The following is a 21395-nucleotide window of genomic DNA, read 5'->3' as shown; positions in this document are numbered from 1 at the left end:
TCTTCTGTTCAGGAATCGCCCGTGACCTCCATCTTCTGGTACGACTACGAAACCACTGGCATCAATCCCCGTTGCGACCGTCCGTTGCAAATGGCCGGCCTGCGCACTGACTTCGATCTCAATGAAATCGACGAGCCGGTCAATCTATACAGCCAGACCAGCGACGACATCCTGCCGCATCCGGCTGCCTGCGCGATCACGGGTATCACCCCCGGGCAACTGCAGGCGCAAGGCTTGAGCGAAGCCGACTTCATGACCCGGGTGCATGCCCAGCTCGCGGCACCCGGTACCTGTGGTGCGGGGTATAACACCTTGCGTTTTGACGACGAGATGACCCGCTACAGCCTGTACCGAAACTTCTTCGACCCTTATGCGCGGGAGTGGCAGGGTGGCAACAGCCGCTGGGACCTGATCGATGTGGTACGCGCCGCCTATGCCTTGCGCCCCGATGGCATGGTCTGGCCGACGGACGACGAGGGGCGGGTCACGCTCAAGCTTGAACGCCTGACCGCGGCCAATGGCATCGACCATGGCAATGCCCACGAAGCGCTGTCGGACGTTCGCGCAACGATCGCCCTGGCGCGCCTGATACGGGAAAAACAGCCAAAGCTGTACGACTGGCTGTTTCAATTGCGCAGCAAGCAAAAAGTCATGGACCAGATACGCCTGCTGCAACCGCTGGTGCATGTTTCCGGGCGGTTTTCTGCCGCGCGCAGCTATGTGGGCGTGGTATTGCCGCTGGCCTGGCACCCGCGCAACAAGAATGCCCTGATTGTCTGTGACCTGCACCTCGATCCCCAGGGTCTGCTTGACCTGGATGCCGAAAGCTTGCGCCAGCGCCTGTATACCCGCCGCGACGAATTGGCCGAAGGCGAGTTACCGGTGCCGTTGAAGCTGATCCACATCAACAAGTGCCCGGTAGTGGCACCCTTGTCGGTACTTCGCCAGGAAGACCAGCAGCGTCTGGGGCTGGATATGGCGCTGTATCAGCAGCGGGTGTTGCAGCTCAATGACGCCCGGAAAGTTTGGCAGGATAAAATTCTGGCAATTTATGCCCGCGAAGATTTTTCCCAGAGCCAGGATCCCGAGCAACAGTTATACGATGGATTTATCGGTGATCGGGATCGGCGATTGTGTGAACAAGTCAGAACCGTTGACCCGATGCAATTGGCACAAGAGCAGTGGCCTTTCGATGATGAGCGTTTGCCGGAAATGCTGTTTCGATATCGCGCACGCAACTTTCCCGACACGTTGAATTCCGAAGAGCAAGAACGTTGGCGAATATTCTGTCAGAAACGTTTGTCAGATCCCGAGTGGGGGGCGCCAAATACCCTTCAAAGTTTTGCAGAGGCCGCGGCCCAATTGAGCGTTAGTGCTACTCCGTTTCAGCAGGAGGTGCTCTGTGAGTGGCAGGATTATGTGCAGGGACTACGCCAGCGTTTGGGTCTTTGAATTCGAACATGCGAGGGCTTAAATGCCGCGCAAAAAAAAACGCCAGCGTTTGCTGGCGTTTTTTCTTTGTCACGGATCCGTCTGCGACAAGCTCTGAGGCTTAGCCCAGCAGGGTAGCCCAGCCTTCCACCACGTCACCGCCCCACTTGGCTTTCCACTCTTTCAGAGTCTTGTGGTTGCCACCTTTGGTTTCGATGACTTCACCGTTGTGCGGGTTTTTGTATTGTTTAACTTTGCGAGCACGCTTGGTGCCGGTAGTTTTCACAGCACCGCCACGTGGAGCCTTGGTTTTGGATTCTGGGTCCAGCAGCGCGATGATGTCACGCAGGGACTTGGAGTATTCACCCATCAGGGTGCGCAGTTTGCCTTCGAATTCCAGCTCGGTTTGCAGTTTGTCGTCTTGGGACAGGTTCTTCAAACGGGCTTGCAGCTCTTTGATAGCTTCTTCGGTGGCGCGATATTCGTTGATCAAGGACATGTGGACTACCTTATGTTGTGCGCTGGATGGCAGGTGACAGTGCGGCAATAATAGTCACGGTGTTTCACCAAGTAAACATTTGAGTCAACTTTATTTAATTTAATTGCCGTGTCTTTGGCGCACATTGCTAATGCAGTTATTAGTGTGGTCCAGGTCTGTCAGATATACATAAATTAACAAATGACTGGCACTGCCAGAGCATCCGGGTGAGCCTGCACGGGCGCTGTCCACCTTGGCGCAACGCCCTTCGGGCAGGGCAAAACGTCAACAATACTGCAGTTTTGCTGCGCAATCGCTAGAATGGCGGCCTTTGCGAAGTTCTGGAGTTTCCCCCTCATGCGCACTTTTCGTCTGGTGATTTCTTGCCCGGACCGTGTTGGCATCGTTGCCAAAGTCAGTAACTTTCTGGCATCACACAACGGCTGGATCACTGAAGCGAGCCATCACTCGGACAATCTCAGTGGCTGGTTCTTCATGCGTCACGAAATCCGTGCCGACTCCCTGCCATTTGGTATCGAAGCGTTTCGCGAAGCCTTTGCCCCGATCGCCGAAGAGTTCTCGATGGACTGGCGCATCACCGATACCGAGCAAAGGAAACGCGTGGTGCTGATGGCCAGCCGCGAGTCGCACTGCCTGGCCGACTTGCTGCACCGCTGGCACAGCGATGAACTGGACTGCGAAATTTCCTGTGTGATTTCCAACCATGACGATTTGCGCAGCATGGTGGAATGGCACGGTATTCCGTACTACCACGTCCCGGTCAATCCGCAGGACAAGCAACCGGCCTTCGCCGAGGTTTCGCGCCTGGTCAAACAGCACGATGCCGAAGTGGTGGTGCTTGCCCGTTACATGCAAATCCTGCCGCCGGAGTTGTGCAGCGAATACGCACACAAGGTCATCAACATTCACCACAGCTTCCTGCCGTCGTTCGTCGGCGCCAAGCCATACCACCAGGCCTCCCTGCGTGGCGTGAAGCTGATCGGTGCGACCTGCCACTATGTGACCGAAGAACTGGATGCCGGCCCGATCATCGAGCAGGACGTGGTGCGTGTCAGCCACAGCGACAGCATCGAAGACATGGTGCGTTTCGGCCGTGATGTCGAAAAAATGGTGCTGGCCCGTGGCCTGCGCTATCACCTGGAAGATCGTGTGCTGGTACACGGCAACAAAACTGTCGTCTTCTGACAGACCTGCGGAACAGTTGAAATTCGAAGGGCCTGGGCGTTCAATCGCTTCAGGCCCTTCGCCGTTTCTGCACCGAGGACAAAACCATGACCGATCCACTGGACAAAGCCACATCCAAGGCCCCCGCCACGCTGGGTGAGGGCTGCCTGAGCCGCTACGACCCGGATGACATGGGGCCTGAAACCGGAACGGAGTTCCCTGACGCCGCACAGTTGTGGGAACAGTTGCAGCAAGAACCAGAGGACAAGCCTAAGCCTGCCTGAGTTTCATCAGCTTCAGCAGCAGCGGCCTGCCCAGCATCAGCAAAAACACCGGCCCACCGACCAGCAAGTAGAAGTAATACGTCACCGCCCGCCAAATCAGAATCGCCGCCGCTGCCGTGGACTTCCCGACCATGGGCGCCAGCAGCGCAGCGGACGTCAGCTCGGCCGCCCCGGCTCCACCCGGCAGCAGGCTCAATTGTCCGGCGCTCAGGGCCAACATCTGGATCAGAAAGCTCCAGACCCACTGCAAGTCCGCGCCGAGCCCGCGCAACGCCAGATAAAGCACGCTGTAGCGCAGTACCCAATGCACGCAGGTCAGGGCGAATACCTTGATCAGGGTCTGCACGGGCAATTTCAGCGTGTCGGTAAACGCTGCCAGAAACTGCAGGAGCTTGCGCGCCCAGCGCATTCGGGTGGTTGCCTTGACATTCAGTCGGGCGAGCCATCGGCCACCCAGGCGAATCAACAAACGGTGGTAGCGCGCCACCATGGCGCAACAGAGCAGGCCGCCGAACAGCGAAACGGCGCTGACCGTCAGCATCCACTCCATGCGCTGGCTCAGGTGCTGGAACAGGGCGTAAATCAGAATCCCGCTCAGGGCGCAGAGGAAAAACAGCAAGTCACTCAACTGGTCCATGGCAAACACTGCACTGCCCCTGGCCGGACGCACACCGTGACGTGCCAGCAAGGCCATGATCGTCAGGGGCCCACCGCTGCCGCCGGGTGTGGCGCAGTAGGCAAATTCGGCGGCCATCACCACGCCGAGGCTCCTGAGCCAGCTGACCCTGTCGCGTTGATCCCCCAGCAACAGGCGTAGACGCAGGGTGTTCACGCCCCAGCACAGCAGGATCATGGCGAACATGATCAACAGCCACGGCAGTGGAAAACCGCTCAGCCTGGACCAGGTTTCGCTGCCGCCCAACAGTGTTGGAATCAGCACCGCCGCGAGCAGGCCGACCAGCAACAGCAGTCCGCGACTCATGCGGCACGACCCGGTCTGTCGTTTTGCAGGAGCAGCCACCGGGCCTTGGTCATCGGAATGCGTCCGTTGTCGAGCTGGCGTTCCAGGGTTTGTAGCCAGTATTGGCGCGAAAACTCATGGCGCATGTCCACCGGGTGCAGGCCCAGGCGAATGACCGGGGCCTGCTGCCAGTGCTGTTCACGGCGGTCGCTGACGAGCTTCGATAGGCCTCGGCGCCAGGCGCTGCGCGCACTCCAGACCAGCCCGGGTGCCTCGATCGCGGTGAAATCCGGCAACCGGTATAAATGCTGCGAGTCGCTGGTGTAACTCAAAGGCAATTGGCGCAATGCCTGGCGAGTGCCCTGGCTCATCAGCCAGGCAGGGGCGACGAACCCCGCCAGCGGCCAGTCATGGCGGTGGAACATCTCGATGCCCGAACGCAGGCGGGCGAGGGCGGTTTCTGCTGGCAAGCGGTAGAACTCGCCTTCGTGGGTGTAGACCCGCCGCATGAACCAGTCGCGTGGATTGCCGCTCATCGGTCCGTCATCACAGTGGAAGTAGCCATGCAGTGCCAGTTCGTCGCCGCGGGCAATCCTGGCGCTGAGTTGGCGGCAGAATTGCGGGTGAGCCTCCAGATCGTTGTGCTTGTGGAAGTCCGGTACCACCAGCCAGGTGATCGGCACGTCCCCCAAAGCGTCGACGGCTTTGACGAACGGCTGGTAATCGGCCCAGGTCGGTGGCGCCACGTCGTGCAGCACCAGTAGCAAGCCGGGTCTGTTCATGGGCTCAACCATTGGCGGTCAGCGGCCATTGGTTATCGAGCACGGCGTGGTAGTGGCACAGCAGGCTGTTGACCACCGTGTCCCAGGCGTAATGCCGTTCGACATGCAACCGTGCCTGTTTGCCCAGCGTCCTGTTGCCCGACCCGAACAACTCTCGAACGGCACTGGCCATCGCGACAGGATTGTTCGGTGCGCAGAGGCGGCCGCAGTCCTCGGTGATGATCTCCTCGAAAGCCCCGGCTGCCACGGCTACCACCGGTATGCCGCTGGCCATGGCCTCGAGAATGACCAGGCCGAAGGTTTCCTGATCGCCGGCATGCAGCAATGCGTCGGCGCTGGCCATCAGCCTGGCCACTTGCGCCGCTGGTAAGAAATGGTCGATCACCGTCACGTTGGACGGCACGGCAGCGGGCATCGACGAGCCCACCAGCAGCAGGTGGTAGCGTCGGCCCAAGCGTTTCATGCAGTCGAGCAGCACCGCCAGGTTTTTTTCCTTGGAACCGCGCCCGGCGAAGATCAGCAACCGGGTGTTTTCGTCCAGGCCCAACCCGGCCCGCAGCCCGGGGTCCCTGGCTTGGGGATTGAAGGTTTGCAGGTCGACACCGAGCGGCTGCACGAAGACATTCCGGACCCCAAGCCCGGCAAGTTTGTCGGCCATGACCCGGCTGGGCGCCAGGACCCGGTCGAAGTTGCCGTAGAGCTTGCTGACATAGGCCTCGACGTTGTTGGTCACCCAGTTGCCCATGCGGTTGCGCACCAATAGTGGCAGGTCCGAGTGATAAAAGCCGATGACCGGCACGTCGAGCTGGCGCCGCGCATCCAGCGCCGCCCATGCGGTGAGATAGGGATCGCCGACCTCGATCAGATCGGGTTGCAAGTCTTGCAGGACATGGCGCCAGGGCGCGAGACGCAGAGGGAAGCGATAGCCTTTGCCGAAGGGCAGGGCGGGGGCAGGAACGGTGAAGATGCCATCCTGCTCGCTCAAGGTGGATCCTGGGATCAGCAAGCTGTGGCGAATCCCCGGCTTGATGCCCAGGCGACGGTGCTTCGCATCCAGATAAGTACGCACGCCACCGCTGGCTGGGGCATAGAACATGGTGATGTCAGCGATATGCACGATGAGCGGTCCTCCAGTTCCGGTACTCCCTTGGTTGACCTATATGAAGGATAGATGTTCGGTTGGGGTTTGTTATAGGGCGCTGGATGAAGGCTGTTGTGGCGAGGGAGCAAGCTCCCTCGCCACATGGGGTTACTGCATCAGATACGGAAACTGCCCACCAACTGCTTCAACCGCGCCGCCTGCTGCTCAAGGTCCGAGCATGCGCGCAATGTCGATTGCAGGTTTTCCACACCTTCCTGGTTCAGCGTGTTGATCTCGGTGATGTCGACGTTGATCGACTCCACCACGGCAGTCTGCTCTTCAGTGGCGGTTGCGACCGACTGGTTCATGCCGTCGATTTCACCGATACGCAGCGTCACGCTGTTGAGGCGTTCGCCCGCCAGGTTGGCGATTTCCACGCTGTCCTGGCTGTGGCGCTGGCTGTCGCTCATGGTGCTGACCGACTCCCGTGCGCCGACTTGCAGTTCCTCGATCATCTTCTGCACTTGCTGCGCCGATTCCTGCGTGCGGTGTGCCAGATTGCGCACCTCGTCCGCCACCACGGCAAAACCACGACCGGCTTCACCGGCGCGTGCAGCTTCGATGGCGGCGTTGAGCGCCAGCAGGTTGGTTTGCTGGGAAATGCTGGTGATCACTTCGAGGATCTGCCCGATGTTCACCGTTTTGCTGTTCAACGATTCGATATTGGTGCTCGAAGCGCTGAGCATGGTCGACAGCTGATTCATCGCGACAATGCTGCGATCCACCACTTGCTGGCCGTCTTCGGCCAGGCTGCGTGCATCGCTGGCCTGGCTCGACGCTTGAGCGGCGTTGCGCNGACCGACTCCCGTGCGCCGACTTGCAGTTCCTCGATCATCTTCTGCACTTGCTGCGCCGATTCCTGCGTGCGGTGTGCCAGATTGCGCACCTCGTCCGCCACCACGGCAAAACCACGACCGGCTTCACCGGCGCGTGCAGCTTCGATGGCGGCGTTGAGCGCCAGCAGGTTGGTTTGCTGGGAAATGCTGGTGATCACTTCGAGGATCTGCCCGATGTTCACCGTTTTGCTGTTCAACGATTCGATATTGGTGCTCGAAGCGCTGAGCATGGTCGACAGCTGATTCATCGCGACAATGCTGCGATCCACCACTTGCTGGCCGTCTTCGGCCAGGCTGCGTGCATCGCTGGCCTGGCTCGACGCTTGAGCGGCGTTGCGCGCGATTTCCTGGGCGGCGGCGCCGAGCTGGTTGATTGCCGCTGCCACGCTGCTGGTGCGCGAGGCTTGCTGGTCGGAGTTGAACATCGACGAGTTGGAAGCCGCTACCACGCGCAGTGCCACCTCGTTGACCTGGCCGGTGGCCGAGGACACTTCGCGGATCGAGCCGTGGATACGCTCCACAAAACGGTTGAACGCGGTGGCGAGGCTGCCGAATTCATCGTTGTTGACGATGGTCAGGCGCTTGGTCAGGTCGCCTTCGCCGTCGGCGATGTCGGCCATGGCCCGGGTCATGACGTGCAATGGCTGAATCAGGATGCGAATCAGCATGCCGAGCAGGGCAATGATGATGGCCACGGCGATGATGGTCGCGATGACCGCCGAGGTGCGGAACTGGCTGAGCATCGAGAAGGCCTTGTCCTTATCCACCGACAGGCCGATGTACCAGTTGACCGACGACAGGCCTTTGATCGGGGTGAAGGTCACGATGCGGGTTTTGCCGTCGACCTGGATTTCACTCATGTCGCTGCTGATCGCGGGGGTATCTTGCGGGTAGACGTCCTTGAGCGTCTTCATCGCCAGCGCTTTGTCGGGATGCACGAGGATCTTGCCATCGGCGCTGACCAGGAAGGCGTAGCCCATGCCATTGAAGTCCAGCGCATTGAGGCTGTCGGCGATCACTTGCAGGCTCAGGTCGCCACCGACGACACCGATGTTCTGTCCATCCTTGATCACGCTATTGACGATGGAAATCACCAGTTGGCCGGAGGCCAGGTCCACATAGGGTTCAGTCAATGCCGAACCGCTGGAGCCTTGGGCGCTTTTGTACCAAGGGCGCGCACGAGGGTCATAGCCGTCGGGCATCTTGCTGTCCGGGCGAATGATGAAAGAGCCGTCCTTGCTGCCCAGGTAGGCACCCATGAAGGTCGACGTCACGGCTTTTTGCACCAGCAGGCTGGATACGTTGCCCGCCTCGGGGTTGAGTGCGACGGTTTGTGCCAGGTTTTCTATCAACAGGCTGCGCCCGCCCAACCAGGTCTGAATGTTGTTGGCAGTGACCCTGCCCATTTCCTGCAGGTAGTTGTCCAGGTTTTCGCGAATGGCATTGCGCTGCAAATAATCGTTGTACAGCGTGAACGAGGCGAAGGCGGCAATAACGATGAGGGCGGCGGCAAGCAGGATTTTATGACTGAAGCGCAGATTTTTGTTCATGGCTTGGGGTTCCGCTAAGGTCTCTTATATGCTCGAGGCGTGTCTTTACAGGTGCACACGGCAGGGCATGGGTAAAAGGTGAAATTTCCGTCTGTCCTTAGGGAAATATCCGACCGAGTTGTCAGACTGGTCTGTCGTTATGTCTATCGGCCGACCCTGATTAAAGATTAACCATGGGTGAACAAATGCCTGACTCATTGCAACTCGTTATCGGTGCTGACCTTGCGGGGCAGCCGATCGCCCAGGCCATGCGCCTGGCCAACCGCCACGGTTTGATCGCGGGCGCGACCGGCACCGGCAAGACCGTCACTTTGCAACGCATGGCCGAAGCCTTCAGCGATGCCGGCGTGGCGGTGTTCGCCGCCGACATCAAGGGTGACCTTTGCGGCCTCGGCGCCGCCGGCAACCCACAGGGCAAGATCGCCGAGCGGATTGCCGGGATGCCGTGGCTCAACCACAAGCCTCAGGCTTATCCGGTGACGTTGTGGGACGTACACGGTCAGTCCGGTCATCCTTTACGCACAACCTTGAGTGAAATGGGCCCGCTGCTGTTGGGCAGCCTGCTGGAACTGACCGACAGCCAGCAGTCGGCGCTGTACGCCGCGTTCAAGGTAGCCGACCGCGAAGGCTTGTTGCTGCTCGATCTCAAGGATCTGAAGGCGTTGCTCAACCACCTGCGGGACAACCCCCAGTTGCTCGGCGACGATGCGGCATTGATGACCACCGGTTCCAGCCAGGCGTTGCTGCGGCGCCTGGCGACCCTGGAGCAACAGGGCGCCGAAGCCTTGTTCGGCGAGCCGGCGCTGCAACTCGAAGACATCCTCCAGCCCACCGCGGATGGCCGCGGGCGCATTCATCTGCTCGATGCCAGTCGTCTGGTGCATGAAGCGCCGAAAGTCTACGCGACGTTCCTGCTGTGGCTGCTGGCCGAACTGTTCGAGCAACTGCCTGAGCGTGGCGATGCCGACAAACCGTTGCTGGCGCTGTTCTTCGACGAGGCCCACTTGTTGTTCAGCGGTACGCCGCAGGCATTGCGTGATCGTCTGGAACAAGTCGTGAGGCTGATTCGTTCGAAAGGCGTGGGCGTGTATTTCGTTACCCAGTCGCCGGGTGACCTGCCGGATGACGTGCTGGCTCAGCTGGGCTTGCGCATCCAGCACGGCTTGCGTGCGTTCACCGCCAAGGAGCAGAAGTCCCTGCGCGCGGTAGCCGAAGGTTTCCGGCCGAATCCGGCGTTCGATACGTTGTCGGTGTTGACCGAACTCGGGATCGGCGAAGCGCTGGTCGGCACCCTGCAGGAAAAAGGCACGCCGGAAATGGTCCAGCGGGTGCTGGTAGCGCCGCCGCAATCGCGGATCGGGCCTTTGACCGGCGCCGAGCGTACGGCGCTGATTGCCGCTTCGCCGTTGCAGGGGCGTTATGACAAGCCGATTGACCGTGAATCGGCCTATGAGGTGCTGATGGGGCGCAAGGGGCTGGCACCGGATCCTGAAGCGGCGCCGGGCAAACCGGCCGCTGAAGAACCGAGTTTCACCGAGCAGGCCGGGGAGTTCCTTGGCACGGCGGCCGGCCAGGCGCTGAAATCGGCAATGCGCCAGGCGGCCAATCAGCTTGGGCGACAGCTGGTGCGCGGGTTGATGGGGTCGTTGCTGGGCGGCAGTAAACGCCGCTAACTTGAGCGAACACCGTCAATGTGGGAGCGAGCCTGCTCGCGAATCGGTGTGTCAGGCAACATCATTGCTGAATGTTACGCCGCCTTCGCGAGCAGGCTCGCTCCCACATGGGGCCTATGTCAGGTTCTGGTTTTGGCGTGCGCCGCCAGTCGCTCCAGCGCTGCCCGCAGGTTCGGATCACTGATGCCATCAGCCGTGGCCTGTATGGTCGCGGCGGCATCGTCCGACAGATCCATGGTGTGCCCGGCGGCGCCCCGCTGAACGGTAGGTGGCTGCACCTTGAACAGGATTCGCGTGAGATTGTTGAACTCGTCAAACATCTGCAATTGCCGCTGCAGACGCTTTTGCTGGTAACGCAGGCGGGTTGCCCAATGGCCGTCGGTGACAATCAGCAACAAACTGCCTTCGCGCCAGGACGCCACGTGGCAATGTTCGCGAGCGGCGGGCTGCAATTGGCTTTCGAGCAAACGTTGCAGATGACCCAGGCGTTGAGCGTGGCCGAGAATGGCTTTCAGCGGCTTGGCTTCGCGTAGTAGAACGGCAGGTACTTTGGCCGTAAGTGGGCGAAATGCCATGATCAGACACCTGAAGTAACAGAGGCACCATGGTAGCAGAAAGCACCGAATGCACCCGCCCTTGCTTTTGTGGACGCTTTACCCATTAAATCAACAACTAACTTCTGCCTTGAACGGCTTGAAGTTGAGCAAAACGCCCCTATTTTAAGTGAGCCCCGTCAAAGCGCAGTGCCAGCATCGTGGAATATCGCCACTTTCCTCTCCTTCGTTTCCGGGTAGAATGCTCGTTCGCATGCGGCCATGAGGGCTGCACGGGCGACTCACGGGGCCGCCCTCCATCCCTTTAGTGTGGAAGATCCTGCCGATATGTTTGCGCCTTTGTTAAAGAAACTTTTTGGAAGCAAGAACGAGCGTGAAGTCAAACGCATGCTCAAGACGGTGCAACTCGTCAATGCCTTCGAAGAGCAAATGGTGGCCCTTTCGGACGATCAATTGCGTGCCAAGACCAGCGAGTTCAAGGCCCGCATCGCCAAAGGGGAATCCCTCGACAAGCTGCTGCCAGAAGCCTTTGCGGTCGCCCGCGAAGCCGGCAAGCGTGTCATGGGCATGCGTCACTTCGATGTCCAGCTGATCGGCGGCATGACCTTGCATGAAGGCATGATCGCGGAAATGCGTACCGGTGAAGGCAAGACCCTGGTGGCAACACTGGGTGTTTACCTCAATGCGCTGTCCGGCAACGGCGTGCACGTTGTGACGGTGAACGACTACCTGGCCCGCCGTGACGCCAACTGGATGCGCCCGCTGTATGAATTCCTCGGCCTGACGGTCGGCGTTGTCACGCCGTTCCAGCCGCCGGAAGAGAAGCGCGCTGCCTACGCCGCCGACATTACCTACGGCACCAACAACGAATTCGGTTTCGATTACCTGCGCGACAACATGGCGTTCAGCATGGAAGAAAAATTCCAGCGCGAACTCAATTTTGCCGTGATCGACGAAGTCGACTCCATCCTCATCGACGAAGCCCGTACGCCGCTGATCATCTCCGGTCAGGCCGAGGACAGCTCCAAGCTGTACATCGAGGTCAACAAACTGATCCCGCAGCTGAAGCTGCACGTCGAGGAAGTCGAAGGCGAAGTGACCCAGGCCGGTCACTACACCATCGACGAGAAGACCCGCCAGGTCGAACTCAACGAAGCAGGTCACCAGTACGTCGAGGAAACGCTGACCGGCATCGGCCTGCTGGCCGAAGGCGAGAGCCTGTACTCGGCGCATAACCTGAGCCTGCTGACTCACGTCTACGCCGGCCTGCGCGCGCACAAGCTGTTCCATCGCAACGTCGAATACATCGTGCAGGACGGTCAGGTCGTACTGGTCGACGAGCACACCGGCCGTACCATGCCGGGCCGCCGTCTGTCCGAAGGCCTGCACCAGGCCATCGAAGCCAAGGAAAACCTGAACATCCAGGCCGAAAGCCAGACGCTGGCGTCGACCACCTTCCAGAACTACTTCCGTCTGTACAACAAACTGTCCGGCATGACCGGTACGGCCGACACCGAAGCGTTCGAGTTCCACCAGATCTATGGCCTGCAGGTCATGGTGATTCCGCCGAACAAGCCGCTGGCCCGTAAAGACTACAACGACCTGGTGTTCCTGACTGCCGACGAGAAATACGCGGCAATCGTGGCCGACATCAAGGAAAGCATGGCCGCCGGTCGTCCGGTGCTGGTGGGTACTGCCACCATCGAAACCTCCGAGCACATGTCCAGCCTGCTCGTGAAGGAAGGCATCGAACACAAGGTTCTGAACGCCAAGTTCCACGAAAAGGAAGCCGAGATCATTGCCCAGGCCGGTCGCCCTGGCGCACTGACCATCGCCACCAACATGGCCGGTCGTGGTACCGACATCCTGTTGGGCGGTAACTGGGAAGTGGAAGTGGCTTCCCTGGAAAACCCGACTCCTGAGCAGATTGCCCAGATCAAGGCCGACTGGCAGAAGCGTCACCAGCAAGTGCTCGAATCGGGCGGTTTGCAGGTGATTGCGTCCGAGCGTCACGAATCGCGCCGTATCGACAACCAGTTGCGTGGTCGTGCCGGTCGTCAGGGCGACGCCGGTTCCAGCCGCTTCTACCTGTCGCTGGAAGACAGCCTGATGCGCATCTTCGCCTCTGACCGGGTGAAGAACTTCATGAAGGCCCTGGGCATGCAGCCTGGCGAAGCGATCGAGCACCGCATGGTGACCAACGCCATCGAAAAGGCCCAGCGCAAGGTTGAAGGCCGTAACTTCGACATTCGCAAGCAACTGCTCGAGTTCGACGACGTCAACAACGAACAGCGTAAAGTGATCTATCACATGCGTAACACGTTGCTGGCCGCCGACAACATCGGCGAGACCATCGCCGACTTCCGTCAGGACGTGCTCAACGCCACCGTCAGCGCCCACATTCCTCCGCAATCGCTGCCTGAGCAGTGGGACGTGGCGGGTCTGGAAGCGGCGCTGCAGAGCGATTTCGGTGTGACGCTGCCGATCCAGCAATGGCTCGACGAAGACGATCACCTGTACGAAGAAACCCTGCGCGAGAAGCTCATGAACGAGCTCGTCGCGGCGTACAACGAGAAAGAAGACCAGGCGGGCGCCGAAGCGCTGCGCTCCTTCGAGAAGCAAATCGTTCTGCGCGTTCTGGACGACCTGTGGAAAGACCACCTGTCGACGATGGACCACCTGCGTCACGGTATCCACTTGCGTGGTTATGCCCAGAAGAACCCGAAGCAGGAATACAAGCGCGAGTCCTTCACCCTGTTCTCCGAGTTGCTGGATTCGATCAAGCGCGATTCGATCCGTGTGTTGTCCCACGTTCAGGTTCGCCGCGAAGACCCGATCGAAGAGGAGCAGCGCCTGCGCCAGGAAGCCGAGGCATTGGCCGCTCGCATGCAGTTCCTGCATGAAGAGGCTCCAGGCCTGGAGCAACCGGAAGTGTTGGGCGAGGAGATTGACGTTGCTCTCGCTGCCGCACCGGTTCGCAACGAGCAGAAGCTGGGTCGCAACGAACTGTGCTACTGCGGTTCGGGCAAGAAGTTCAAGCATTGCCACGGGCAGATTCAGTAAAACCCGTTTCAAACGCTGAAATACCCGCGCCGCGACCGGCTTCTGCCGTCGCGGCGTTTTACCATTCGAACCACCGTTTCCCTTGAGCGGTGCTGACATCATTTTTAAAGGAGCGCATTCATGGCTGTTGGTCTTGGTCCTTTGCCAACGTTGCACCCGGTTGCCGGTTTTGAACTCGGTATCGCCTCGGCCGGCATCAAGCGCCCGGGGCGCAAGGATGTTGTGGTCATGCGCTGTGTTGAAGGCTCCACGGTTGCCGGCGTGTTCACCTTGAACGCCTTTTGCGCCGCACCGGTGATCCTGGCCAAGCAACGCGTGCAAGGCCCTGTGCGTTACCTGCTGACCAACACTGGCAATGCCAACGCCGGCACGGGCGAGCCTGGCCTGGCCGCCGCCGAGCGCACCTGCGCCAAACTGGCTGAACTGACCGGTGTCGATGCCAGCCAGGTGCTGCCGTACTCCACCGGTGTGATCGGCGAGCCGCTGCCTGTGGAAAAGATCGAAGGTGCACTGCAAGCCGCCCTGGACGATCTGTCGATCCACAACTGGGAAGCTGCCGCCACCGGCATCATGACCACCGACACCCTGCCAAAGGGTGCCAGCCGTCAGTTCCAGCACGACGGTGTGACCGTCACCGTGACCGGCATCAGCAAAGGCGCCGGCATGATTCGCCCGAACATGGCGACCATGCTCGGCTACATTGCCACTGACGCCAAGGTTTCCCGCGACGTATTGCAAAACCTGATGCTCGATGGCGCCAACAAGTCGTTCAACCGCATCACCATCGATGGTGATACGTCGACCAACGACTGCTGCATGCTGATCGCCACGGGCCAGGCCGCGTTGCCGGAAATCACCCGCGCCGAAGGCGAGTTGTTCGCCAAATTGAAGCAGGCGGTGTTCGAAGTGTGCATGGACGTGGCCCAGGCCATCGTTCGCGATGGCGAGGGCGCGACCAAGTTCGTCACCGTTGAAGTCAACGGCGGCGGCAATCACCAGGAGTGCCTGGACGTCGGCTACACCGTGGCTCACTCGCCGCTGATCAAGACCGCACTGTTTGCTTCCGACCCGAACTGGGGCCGTATCCTGGCCGCTGTTGGCCGTGCCGGCGTTCCGGACCTGGACGTGAGCAAGATCGACGTATTCCTCGGTGAAGTGTGCATTGCCAGCCGTGGCGCGCGCGCGGCTACCTACACCGAAGCCCAGGGCGCGGCGGTGATGCAGCAGGAAGAAATCACCATCCGTATCGAGTTGGGTCGTGGCGATTGCAGCGAAACCATCTGGACCACCGACCTGTCCCACGAATACGTGAAGATCAACGCCGAGTACCGTACGTAAGACCGAGTCGATCCGATCGCGGGCAAGCCCGCTCCCACAGGCTCAGTGGCGTGCACAAATGTTGTGTTCAGCGCAGTCACTGTGGGAGCGGGCTTGCCCGCGATGACGGATGACCAGACGCTACAGATTTTGGCCTGTCCACCTCATCAAAAGGTCCCGAACATGAGCCTGCACCTGATCATCGGCGACAAACTGCTTTCTTCCTGGTCCCTGCGCGGCGCCCTGGCGCTGGATCTGACCGGCGCGGCCTACACCGAAGAACTGATCAAGCTGAACCAGCCGGACACCCGCGAGCGTCTGCTCAAGCATTCGCCGACGGGCAAGGTCCCGCTGCTGAAAACCGAACACGGCACCATCGCCGACTCCCTGGCGATTGCCGAATACCTGGCAGAACGGTTCCCGGGGCTCTGGCCAAAGGACATCGCCGCTCGTGCCCAGGCTCGCTCGGCGTGTGCGCAAATGCACAGCGGATTTTTCGCCATGCGCGGCAACATGCCGTTTGACCTGAGCCATGACGCCCCGTTGTCGCCGGTTCCGGCTGACGTTCAGGCCGACATCGAACGCATGTCGGCACTGTGGGCCGAGTGCCGGGCTGCCGCGACGGAAACCGGGCCGTACCTGTTTGGCCGTATCAGTCTGGCGGATGTGTTCTTTGCACCGATTGCCGTGCGCTTGCGCACTTATCAGGTGAAACTGTCTGCCACAGACGAAGCCTATGTCGAGACCCTCTACCAATGGCCGGCGTTCAAGGCCTGGCAGAAGGCCGGACTGGAGGAGTTGCAAAGGTGAAACGAGTTCATGTCGCCGCTGCCGTCATCCGCGATGGCAGTGGCCAGATCCTGATTGCCCGACGTGCTGACTCACAGCACCAGGGTGGCCTGTGGGAGTTTCCCGGGGGCAAGGTCGAGGCCGACGAGTCGGTCGAAACCGCACTGGCCCGCGAACTCCATGAAGAACTGGGTATCGTGGTCGGCGCGGCGCGCCCGCTGATCAGGATTCGCCACGATTACCCGGACAAGCAGGTGTTGCTGGATGTCTGGGAAGTCTCGGCGTTTACCGGCGAGCCCCACGGTGCCGAGGGGCAACCACTGGCCTGGGTCGCACCGCGTGATTTGTCGAATTACGAGTTCCCGGCGGCCAATCAGCCGATCGTCGCGGCTGCGAAATTACCCGCTCAGTACCTGATCACCCCGGAAGACCTGGAAACTCCAGCGTTGCTGCGCGGTATTCAGAAGGCCATTGCCGGCGGCATCAAGCTTATCCAGTTGCGTGCACCGAACGGTTACGACCCGAAATATCGCGACCTGGCTGTTGATGCGGTGGGTTTGTGTGCCGGCAAGGCGCAATTGATGATCAAGGGGCCGTTCGAATGGCTGGGCGACTTCCCGGCCGCGGGTTGGCATATTACCTCGGCACAGCTGCGCAAATACGCAGCGGCCGGGCGCCCGCTACCGGCATCGCGCTGGCTGGCGGCCTCGTGCCATAACGCTGAAGAGCTGGCACTGGCCGAACAGATGGGGGTGGATTTCGTGACCCTGTCGCCGGTTCAACCTACCCTGACTCACCCTGGCGCCGAACCGTTGGGTTGGGAACAGGCGTCGAGCCTGATCGAGGGGTTCAGCAAGCCGGTGTTCCTGCTCGGTGGGGTTGGCCCGGCGCAGGTCGAGAAAGCCCGGGCGGCGGGTGCGCAGGGGGTGGCGGGGATTCGGGCGTTTTGGCCTGAGAGTTGATTCTCTAGCGAGCCTACTGGCCCCTTCGCGGGCAAGCCCGCTCCCACAAGGATTGTTGGTGTTCACGCAGTCTGTGTTTCACCTCGAACACTGTGGGAGCGGGCTTGCCCGCGAAGGCGGCCTGACAGCCACCGACTAAACCTCAGGTTTCGCCGCAGGTTGCCAAAGAATCTCCGCCACGCCCTGTCGCTTGGCAATCAACCGCGCGGCAACAAACAACAAATCCGACAACCGATTGATGTACGCCAGGCCAACCCCGGCCAATGGCTCAATCGCATTGAGTTGCTGACAGCGTCGCTCTGCGCTGCGTGCCAGGCTGCGGCAGACATGGGCCTGGGCAATCAGCGTCGAACCACCGGGCAGGATGAAGTTTTCCAGCGGCCCCAACTCTTCATTCCACACATCGATCGCCGCTTCCAGGCGTTCGATTTCCGCTGCGTTCAATGCCTGGTACACCGGCATTGCCAGTTCGCCACCGAGGTCGAACAAGCGGTGCTGGCAGGGCGCCAACACATCGATCATTTCCTGCAAACCTGCAAAGTCATGCGTCTGCGCCGCCAACCCGGCCAGCAACACGCCGACCTGACTGTTCAGTGTATCGACTTCGCCAATGGCCTCGATCCGCGGGTGATCCTTGGGGACTCGACGGCCATCGCCCAGCCCGGTCTCGCCTTTGTCGCCGGTGCGGGTGTAAATCTTCGACAAACGAAAGCCCATGGTTACCTCGATAGCAGATTGAGTTCTTGCGAGACAGGCGGCGTACTCGCCAGGGGCAGGCGCAAGGTGAAGCAAGTGCCTTGGCCCAGGGTCGATTGCACTTCCATCTGCCCCTTGTGGTTATTGGTGATGATGAAGTACGACACCGACAGCCCAAGTCCGGTGCCCTGGCCGATTTCCTTGGTGGTGAAGAACGGCTCGAAAGTCCGTTTGCGCACGTTTTCGCTCATGCCGATGCCGTTGTCTTCGACCTGGATTTCCGCCCACGGCGGATTCAGCCTGGTGCGCAGGATGATCCGTCCCGGCTCGCTGTCGTCTTCGCGTTGGTGAATGGCTTGCGCGGCGTTTTTCAACAGGTTGAGCAGTACTTGCTCCAGTTCGTTGGCGGTGCCGGGGACCGGTCCCAGCGCCGGATCGAACTGACGAACGATGGCCTGGCCCTTGAAGTCGAAGCCGATCGCCAGGTCGAAATCGTTACCGGCGATCTCCACCGCCTGGTCGATCAGCGCGGGCAGATCGCAGGGGGCCATTTGCCGGGTGCTGCGACGGCTGAAACTGAGCATGTGGGTGACGATTTTGGCGGCCCGGGCACCGGCCTGCTGGATGCCGTCGAGCAACTGTGGCACTTCGCGGATTTGCAGGTACTGATTGACCGTCGCCAGTTCGATGCCGGCCTGTTCGGCCACTTCAAGGTTCTTCGGCAGATCGGGGGACAGGCGTCGCCGAATGTTCTGCACGTTGTGCAGGATCGCACCCAGCGGGTTGTTGATCTCGTGGGCCATGCCGGCGGCAAGCCCCCCGACCGAAAGCATTTTCTCCGACTGCACCATCATCTCTTCCAGGGACAGGCGCTGGGTGATGTCGTCGATCCGGATCACCACGCCACGCCCGGCGCCGCCCATCAACGGATAGAACGTCAGGGCGTAGTGGCGGGGGTCATCGTCCTTGAGCCAGGTGACACGTTCGATTTTGGCCACTGTATGTTGCTCGACCGTTTGCTTGAGTTGCGGCAAGAACGGCTTGAGCGGCTCGAAAGCAAGGAAGATGGGCTGGTTCAGGGCTTCATCGAGGCGAGTGCCGGACAGGGCGCTGGCTTCCTGGTTCCATTGCGTCACGTAGAGCTGTTCGTCGAGGGCGATCAGCGCCGACGGCATGGAGTCGATGATGCTGTTGAGGTAGTTCTGAAAGCCCGTGAGCTTTTTCTCGATCTTGCTGCGCACCTGGACTTCGAGCTCCAGCTTGCGGTTGGTGTGGCGGGTTTCCTCGGCCAGGCCTTGGGCCTGGTCGTAGGCGGCCTGGGAGTCGTCCCGAGCCCGCTTGAGTTGCTGCTCCCTGGCTTCTATTCGCGAGAGCATGGTGTTGAACGCCTCGGCGAGGCTGCCGATTTCATCGTGGTTGCCTCGCGAAGCGCGCAATGCGTAGTTTTCTTCACGGGTTACCTGGCGGGACAACTCTTCGAGCTGGTGGATCGGCCGGGTAATCAGGCGCTTGATCTGGCGGGCGATGATCAGCCACAGCAGCACGCTGAAGATCAGTATGCCCAGGCTGGCCGTCAGGGTCCCGGTGTAGAACGCCACTGGCAGTTCACTCGTGGCCACCAACAGCAGATGACCTGGTGCCGCGCCGGGGCGGGGCAGGGTGATGACTTGATTGGTGCGAAACTCGGTGGCCTGCCAGTCTTCGATATGCCGGAAACGTTTCGGCAACTCCAGGCTGTCGCCATGCTGCAATTGCGCCAGTTGCTCGCCCTTGCCGTCATACAGGACTGCCGCGCGCAGTGGTGAGTAGCTGTTGAGTTCCTGTAGCAGGCGCTCGGCGCTTTGTGGTGACTCCAGGGCCTCGGAGGCCAGGCTCGGGTTGGATACCAGCCGGCCGATGGTCTGCAGGGCCTGGGGTGCCATGCTTTCCTGGGAAATGTAGTAGGCGGCGCTGATAAAGGTCAGGTTGGCAACCAGCAGGACGGTGACCATCAGTACCAGCAGGGCGGCCAGCAGTTTCTGGCCGACGGGCAGGTTTTCGAGGCGCTGGCGCAATGGCATCGGATTCATCGCAAAAAAGGAACAGGTTGCCAGCGTAGCCGCTGCTCAGTCGCTGGGCAATCCAAGGCTTTGCAGGCGGGCAATCAGCCTTGACTCAAGCTGATTGAGATGAGGCAGGTTCAGTTGATGGCGCCCGGCAACTTTACAGGCGTAACCCAGCAGGTAGCTGATTTCTGTGCGGCGCTGGCTGGTGACGTCCTGATGCATCGAGGAGTAGTTGGCGGCTGTGGCGTGTATCACTCGTTCGACCTCCTGCTGCAGGTTTTCGGCCGCTGCCGGCTGACCGCAACGCTCAAGCAACTCCACCAGTTCGCCGCACAGGGTGGCGACTTCGCAGTGATGTTGCTGCAAACCGCCGTTGCGACAATCGTGCAGCACCGTCAGCGGATTGATCGCACAGTTGAGGGCGAGCTTGCGCCACAGCCTGGTCAGGATTTCGGTGCTCCATTCATGGGGGATGCCGGCAGTGCTCAGGTCATCGAGCCAGATCGGCGCGACCGGATGGCTCGCGTCCCCCAGCCAGGTGAAGCCATGCCCGGCAAACACCACGCGCCAATCGCCATCGCGGAAGGCGCCTTCGGTGCTCGACGCATAGATGCAGCGTGCCTGAGGAACCTGTGCAGCCACCGCGTCCTGACTGCCCAGGCCATTTTGCAGCAGGATCAGTTCGGCGCCGGGGGCCAGGCGTGGTGCCAGTCGGGCCACCGCACCTTCGGTATCGTAGGCTTTGCACGCCACCAGCAGGCGGTTGATCGGCTGGCTGTTGTCGGCTGTCTCGGCGGGCACGGCATAGTGATGCGCCTCGCCGTGTTCCACCAGTGTCAAACCACCGGCAGCCTCATAGGCCTGCAGCCTCGCGGTGTCCCGCAGGATCAGCCTGACCGGCACACCGGCCCGTGCCAGGCGTGTCGCCCATAAAGTGCCGAGGCTGCCTGCGCCCAGAACATGCCAGGTGGTAGACATCAGCTTTTTGCTCTGTTTAAGGCGTGCATCGGCAGCTCGCAGTGAATGATGGGAAAGACCCGTTATAATCAGCGCGGATTTTAACCGCAAGCCAGGCGTGCTCCATCAGTGCGCCTTTAATTTTGGAGAGATTACATGCCGTCGTTCGACGTGGTATCCGAACTGGACAAACACGAAGTCACCAATGCGGTCGAGAACGCCGTCAAGGAACTCGATCGTCGTTATGACCTGAAAGGCAAAGGCAGCTTCGAGTTCAAGGAAAAGGACCTGACCGTTAACCTGACCGCCGAGGCGGATTTCCAGCTCGAAGCGATGATTGAGATCCTCAAGCTGGCGCTGGTCAAGCGCAAAATCGACGTGCAATGCCTTGAAGTCAAGGACGCGTTCGCTTCGGGCAAGTTGATGAAGCAGGAAGCCGTCCTCAAGGAAGGCATCGACAAGGAGCTGGCGAAGAAAATCGTCGCTCACGTCAAAGACGCCAAGCTCAAGGTCCAGGCCGCCATTCAGGGCGAGCAGGTTCGCATTACCGGCAAAAAGCGTGATGACCTGCAAGAAGCCATTGCAGTGCTGCGCGCCAAGGAATTCGGTATGCCGCTGCAGTTCAATAACTTCCGCGACTGATCTTGAACGCGGGAACCTCCTGGCGTTTGCGACGTCGGAGGCCCAGACA

Annotated in this window: 17 protein-coding genes and 2 pseudogenes; 9 read left to right on the top strand and 10 right to left on the bottom strand. The window is 60.4% G+C overall.

Annotated features, from left to right (window positions below):
• Window positions 1-21: 21 nt before the first annotated feature.
• Window positions 22-1452 (top strand): exodeoxyribonuclease I, encoded by a 1431-nt coding sequence (gene sbcB, locus ACLD1X_RS00725; RefSeq protein ID WP_429365704.1) that lies wholly within the window; start codon window positions 22-24, stop codon window positions 1450-1452.
• 100 nt (window positions 1453-1552) lie between these two features.
• On the opposite strand, the gene mvaT is transcribed toward sbcB, so the two are convergent.
• Window positions 1553-1930 carry a histone-like nucleoid-structuring protein MvaT gene (gene mvaT / locus ACLD1X_RS00720; protein WP_007933316.1) on the bottom strand — a complete coding sequence of 126 codons (378 nt, stop codon included), beginning with the start codon at window positions 1928-1930 and terminating at the stop codon, window positions 1553-1555.
• A gap of 336 nt (window positions 1931-2266) precedes the next feature.
• Here mvaT and purU point away from each other — a divergent pair, with 336 nt between their 5' ends.
• Both purU and ACLD1X_RS00710 read left to right on the top strand, forming a co-directional pair.
• Entirely contained in the window at window positions 2267-3115 is an 849-nt protein-coding gene (gene purU / locus ACLD1X_RS00715) for a formyltetrahydrofolate deformylase (RefSeq protein WP_429365703.1), read from the top strand.
• Between the two features lie 86 nt (window positions 3116-3201).
• Window positions 3202-3378, top strand: a complete 177-nt coding sequence (locus ACLD1X_RS00710; RefSeq protein WP_181456678.1) for a hypothetical protein — start codon at window positions 3202-3204, stop codon at window positions 3376-3378.
• Here ACLD1X_RS00710 and ACLD1X_RS00705 read toward each other — a convergent pair.
• The 5 genes and pseudogenes from ACLD1X_RS00705 to ACLD1X_RS00685 all read right to left on the bottom strand — a co-directional run.
• The gene (locus ACLD1X_RS00705) at window positions 3365-4360 is read right to left on the bottom strand and encodes a lysylphosphatidylglycerol synthase transmembrane domain-containing protein (protein ID WP_429365702.1); all 996 of its coding nucleotides are present in this window, start codon (window positions 4358-4360) and stop codon (window positions 3365-3367) included. The genes ACLD1X_RS00710 and ACLD1X_RS00705 overlap by 14 nt on opposite strands.
• Window positions 4357-5133 carry a DUF2334 domain-containing protein gene (locus ACLD1X_RS00700; RefSeq protein WP_429365701.1) on the bottom strand — a complete coding sequence of 259 codons (777 nt, stop codon included), beginning with the start codon at window positions 5131-5133 and terminating at the stop codon, window positions 4357-4359. The genes ACLD1X_RS00705 and ACLD1X_RS00700 overlap by 4 nt, the downstream gene beginning before the upstream one ends.
• Window positions 5126-6238 (bottom strand): glycosyltransferase family 4 protein, encoded by a 1113-nt coding sequence (locus ACLD1X_RS00695; protein ID WP_429365700.1) that lies wholly within the window; start codon window positions 6236-6238, stop codon window positions 5126-5128. Before ACLD1X_RS00695 ends, ACLD1X_RS00700 begins: the two co-directional genes overlap by 8 nt.
• Before the next feature lie 140 nt (window positions 6239-6378).
• Window positions 6379-7059: pseudogene (locus ACLD1X_RS00690) on the bottom strand (methyl-accepting chemotaxis protein); the annotation flags it as partial.
• Window positions 7059-8648, bottom strand: a pseudogene (locus tag ACLD1X_RS00685) (methyl-accepting chemotaxis protein); the annotation flags it as partial. The pseudogenes ACLD1X_RS00690 and ACLD1X_RS00685, both read right to left, overlap by 1 nt.
• Window positions 8649-8833: 185 nt before the next feature.
• Between ACLD1X_RS00685 and ACLD1X_RS00680 the strand changes: the two are divergent.
• A complete protein-coding gene (locus tag ACLD1X_RS00680) occupies window positions 8834-10321 on the top strand; it encodes a helicase HerA-like domain-containing protein (protein WP_429365699.1) in 1488 nt (495 codons plus the stop codon).
• Between the two features lie 119 nt (window positions 10322-10440).
• Here the strand turns inward: ACLD1X_RS00680 and ACLD1X_RS00675 are convergent, their stop codons facing one another.
• Complete coding sequence (locus tag ACLD1X_RS00675; protein WP_429365698.1) at window positions 10441-10896, bottom strand: DUF721 domain-containing protein; 456 nt, start codon at window positions 10894-10896, stop codon at window positions 10441-10443.
• 306 nt (window positions 10897-11202) lie between these two features.
• Between ACLD1X_RS00675 and secA the strand changes: the two genes are divergently transcribed.
• The 4 genes from secA (at window position 11203) to ACLD1X_RS00655 (ending at window position 17006) form a co-directional block, all read left to right on the top strand.
• Window positions 11203-13938: a preprotein translocase subunit SecA gene (gene secA, locus ACLD1X_RS00670; RefSeq protein ID WP_429365697.1), complete on the top strand. Its 2736-nt coding sequence runs from the start codon at window positions 11203-11205 to the stop codon at window positions 13936-13938.
• 120 nt (window positions 13939-14058) lie between these two features.
• The gene (gene argJ, locus ACLD1X_RS00665; RefSeq protein ID WP_413425951.1) at window positions 14059-15276 is read left to right on the top strand and encodes a bifunctional glutamate N-acetyltransferase/amino-acid acetyltransferase ArgJ; all 1218 of its coding nucleotides are present in this window, start codon (window positions 14059-14061) and stop codon (window positions 15274-15276) included.
• A gap of 162 nt (window positions 15277-15438) precedes the next feature.
• Entirely contained in the window at window positions 15439-16065 is a 627-nt protein-coding gene (locus ACLD1X_RS00660; RefSeq protein WP_429365696.1) for a glutathione S-transferase family protein, read from the top strand.
• Complete coding sequence (locus tag ACLD1X_RS00655) at window positions 16062-17006, top strand: Nudix family hydrolase (RefSeq protein WP_429365695.1); 945 nt, start codon at window positions 16062-16064, stop codon at window positions 17004-17006. Before ACLD1X_RS00660 ends, ACLD1X_RS00655 begins: the two co-directional genes overlap by 4 nt.
• A 135-nt stretch (window positions 17007-17141) precedes the next feature.
• On the opposite strand, the gene ACLD1X_RS00650 is transcribed toward ACLD1X_RS00655, so the two are convergent.
• From ACLD1X_RS00650 to ACLD1X_RS00640, 3 genes are read right to left on the bottom strand one after another with little or no spacing between them, the layout of a single operon-like run.
• Window positions 17142-17723 carry a cob(I)yrinic acid a,c-diamide adenosyltransferase gene (locus ACLD1X_RS00650; RefSeq protein ID WP_429365694.1) on the bottom strand — a complete coding sequence of 194 codons (582 nt, stop codon included), beginning with the start codon at window positions 17721-17723 and terminating at the stop codon, window positions 17142-17144.
• A gap of 2 nt (window positions 17724-17725) precedes the next feature.
• Window positions 17726-19762: an ATP-binding protein gene (locus ACLD1X_RS00645; protein ID WP_429365693.1), complete on the bottom strand. Its 2037-nt coding sequence runs from the start codon at window positions 19760-19762 to the stop codon at window positions 17726-17728.
• A gap of 45 nt (window positions 19763-19807) precedes the next feature.
• Window positions 19808-20725 carry a putative 2-dehydropantoate 2-reductase gene (locus ACLD1X_RS00640; protein ID WP_429365692.1) on the bottom strand — a complete coding sequence of 306 codons (918 nt, stop codon included), beginning with the start codon at window positions 20723-20725 and terminating at the stop codon, window positions 19808-19810.
• 135 nt (window positions 20726-20860) lie between these two features.
• On the opposite strand from ACLD1X_RS00640, the gene ACLD1X_RS00635 reads away from it, so the two are divergent.
• A complete protein-coding gene (locus ACLD1X_RS00635) occupies window positions 20861-21346 on the top strand; it encodes a YajQ family cyclic di-GMP-binding protein (protein WP_007977344.1) in 486 nt (161 codons plus the stop codon).
• Window positions 21347-21395 lie beyond the last annotated feature (49 nt).

The organism is Pseudomonas sp. 18173 (assembly GCF_050432945.1).
Lineage (GTDB): Bacteria > Pseudomonadota > Gammaproteobacteria > Pseudomonadales > Pseudomonadaceae > Aquipseudomonas.
The sequence above is the reverse complement of the archived record's forward strand: the minus strand, read 5'-3'. Positions and strand labels throughout refer to the sequence as shown.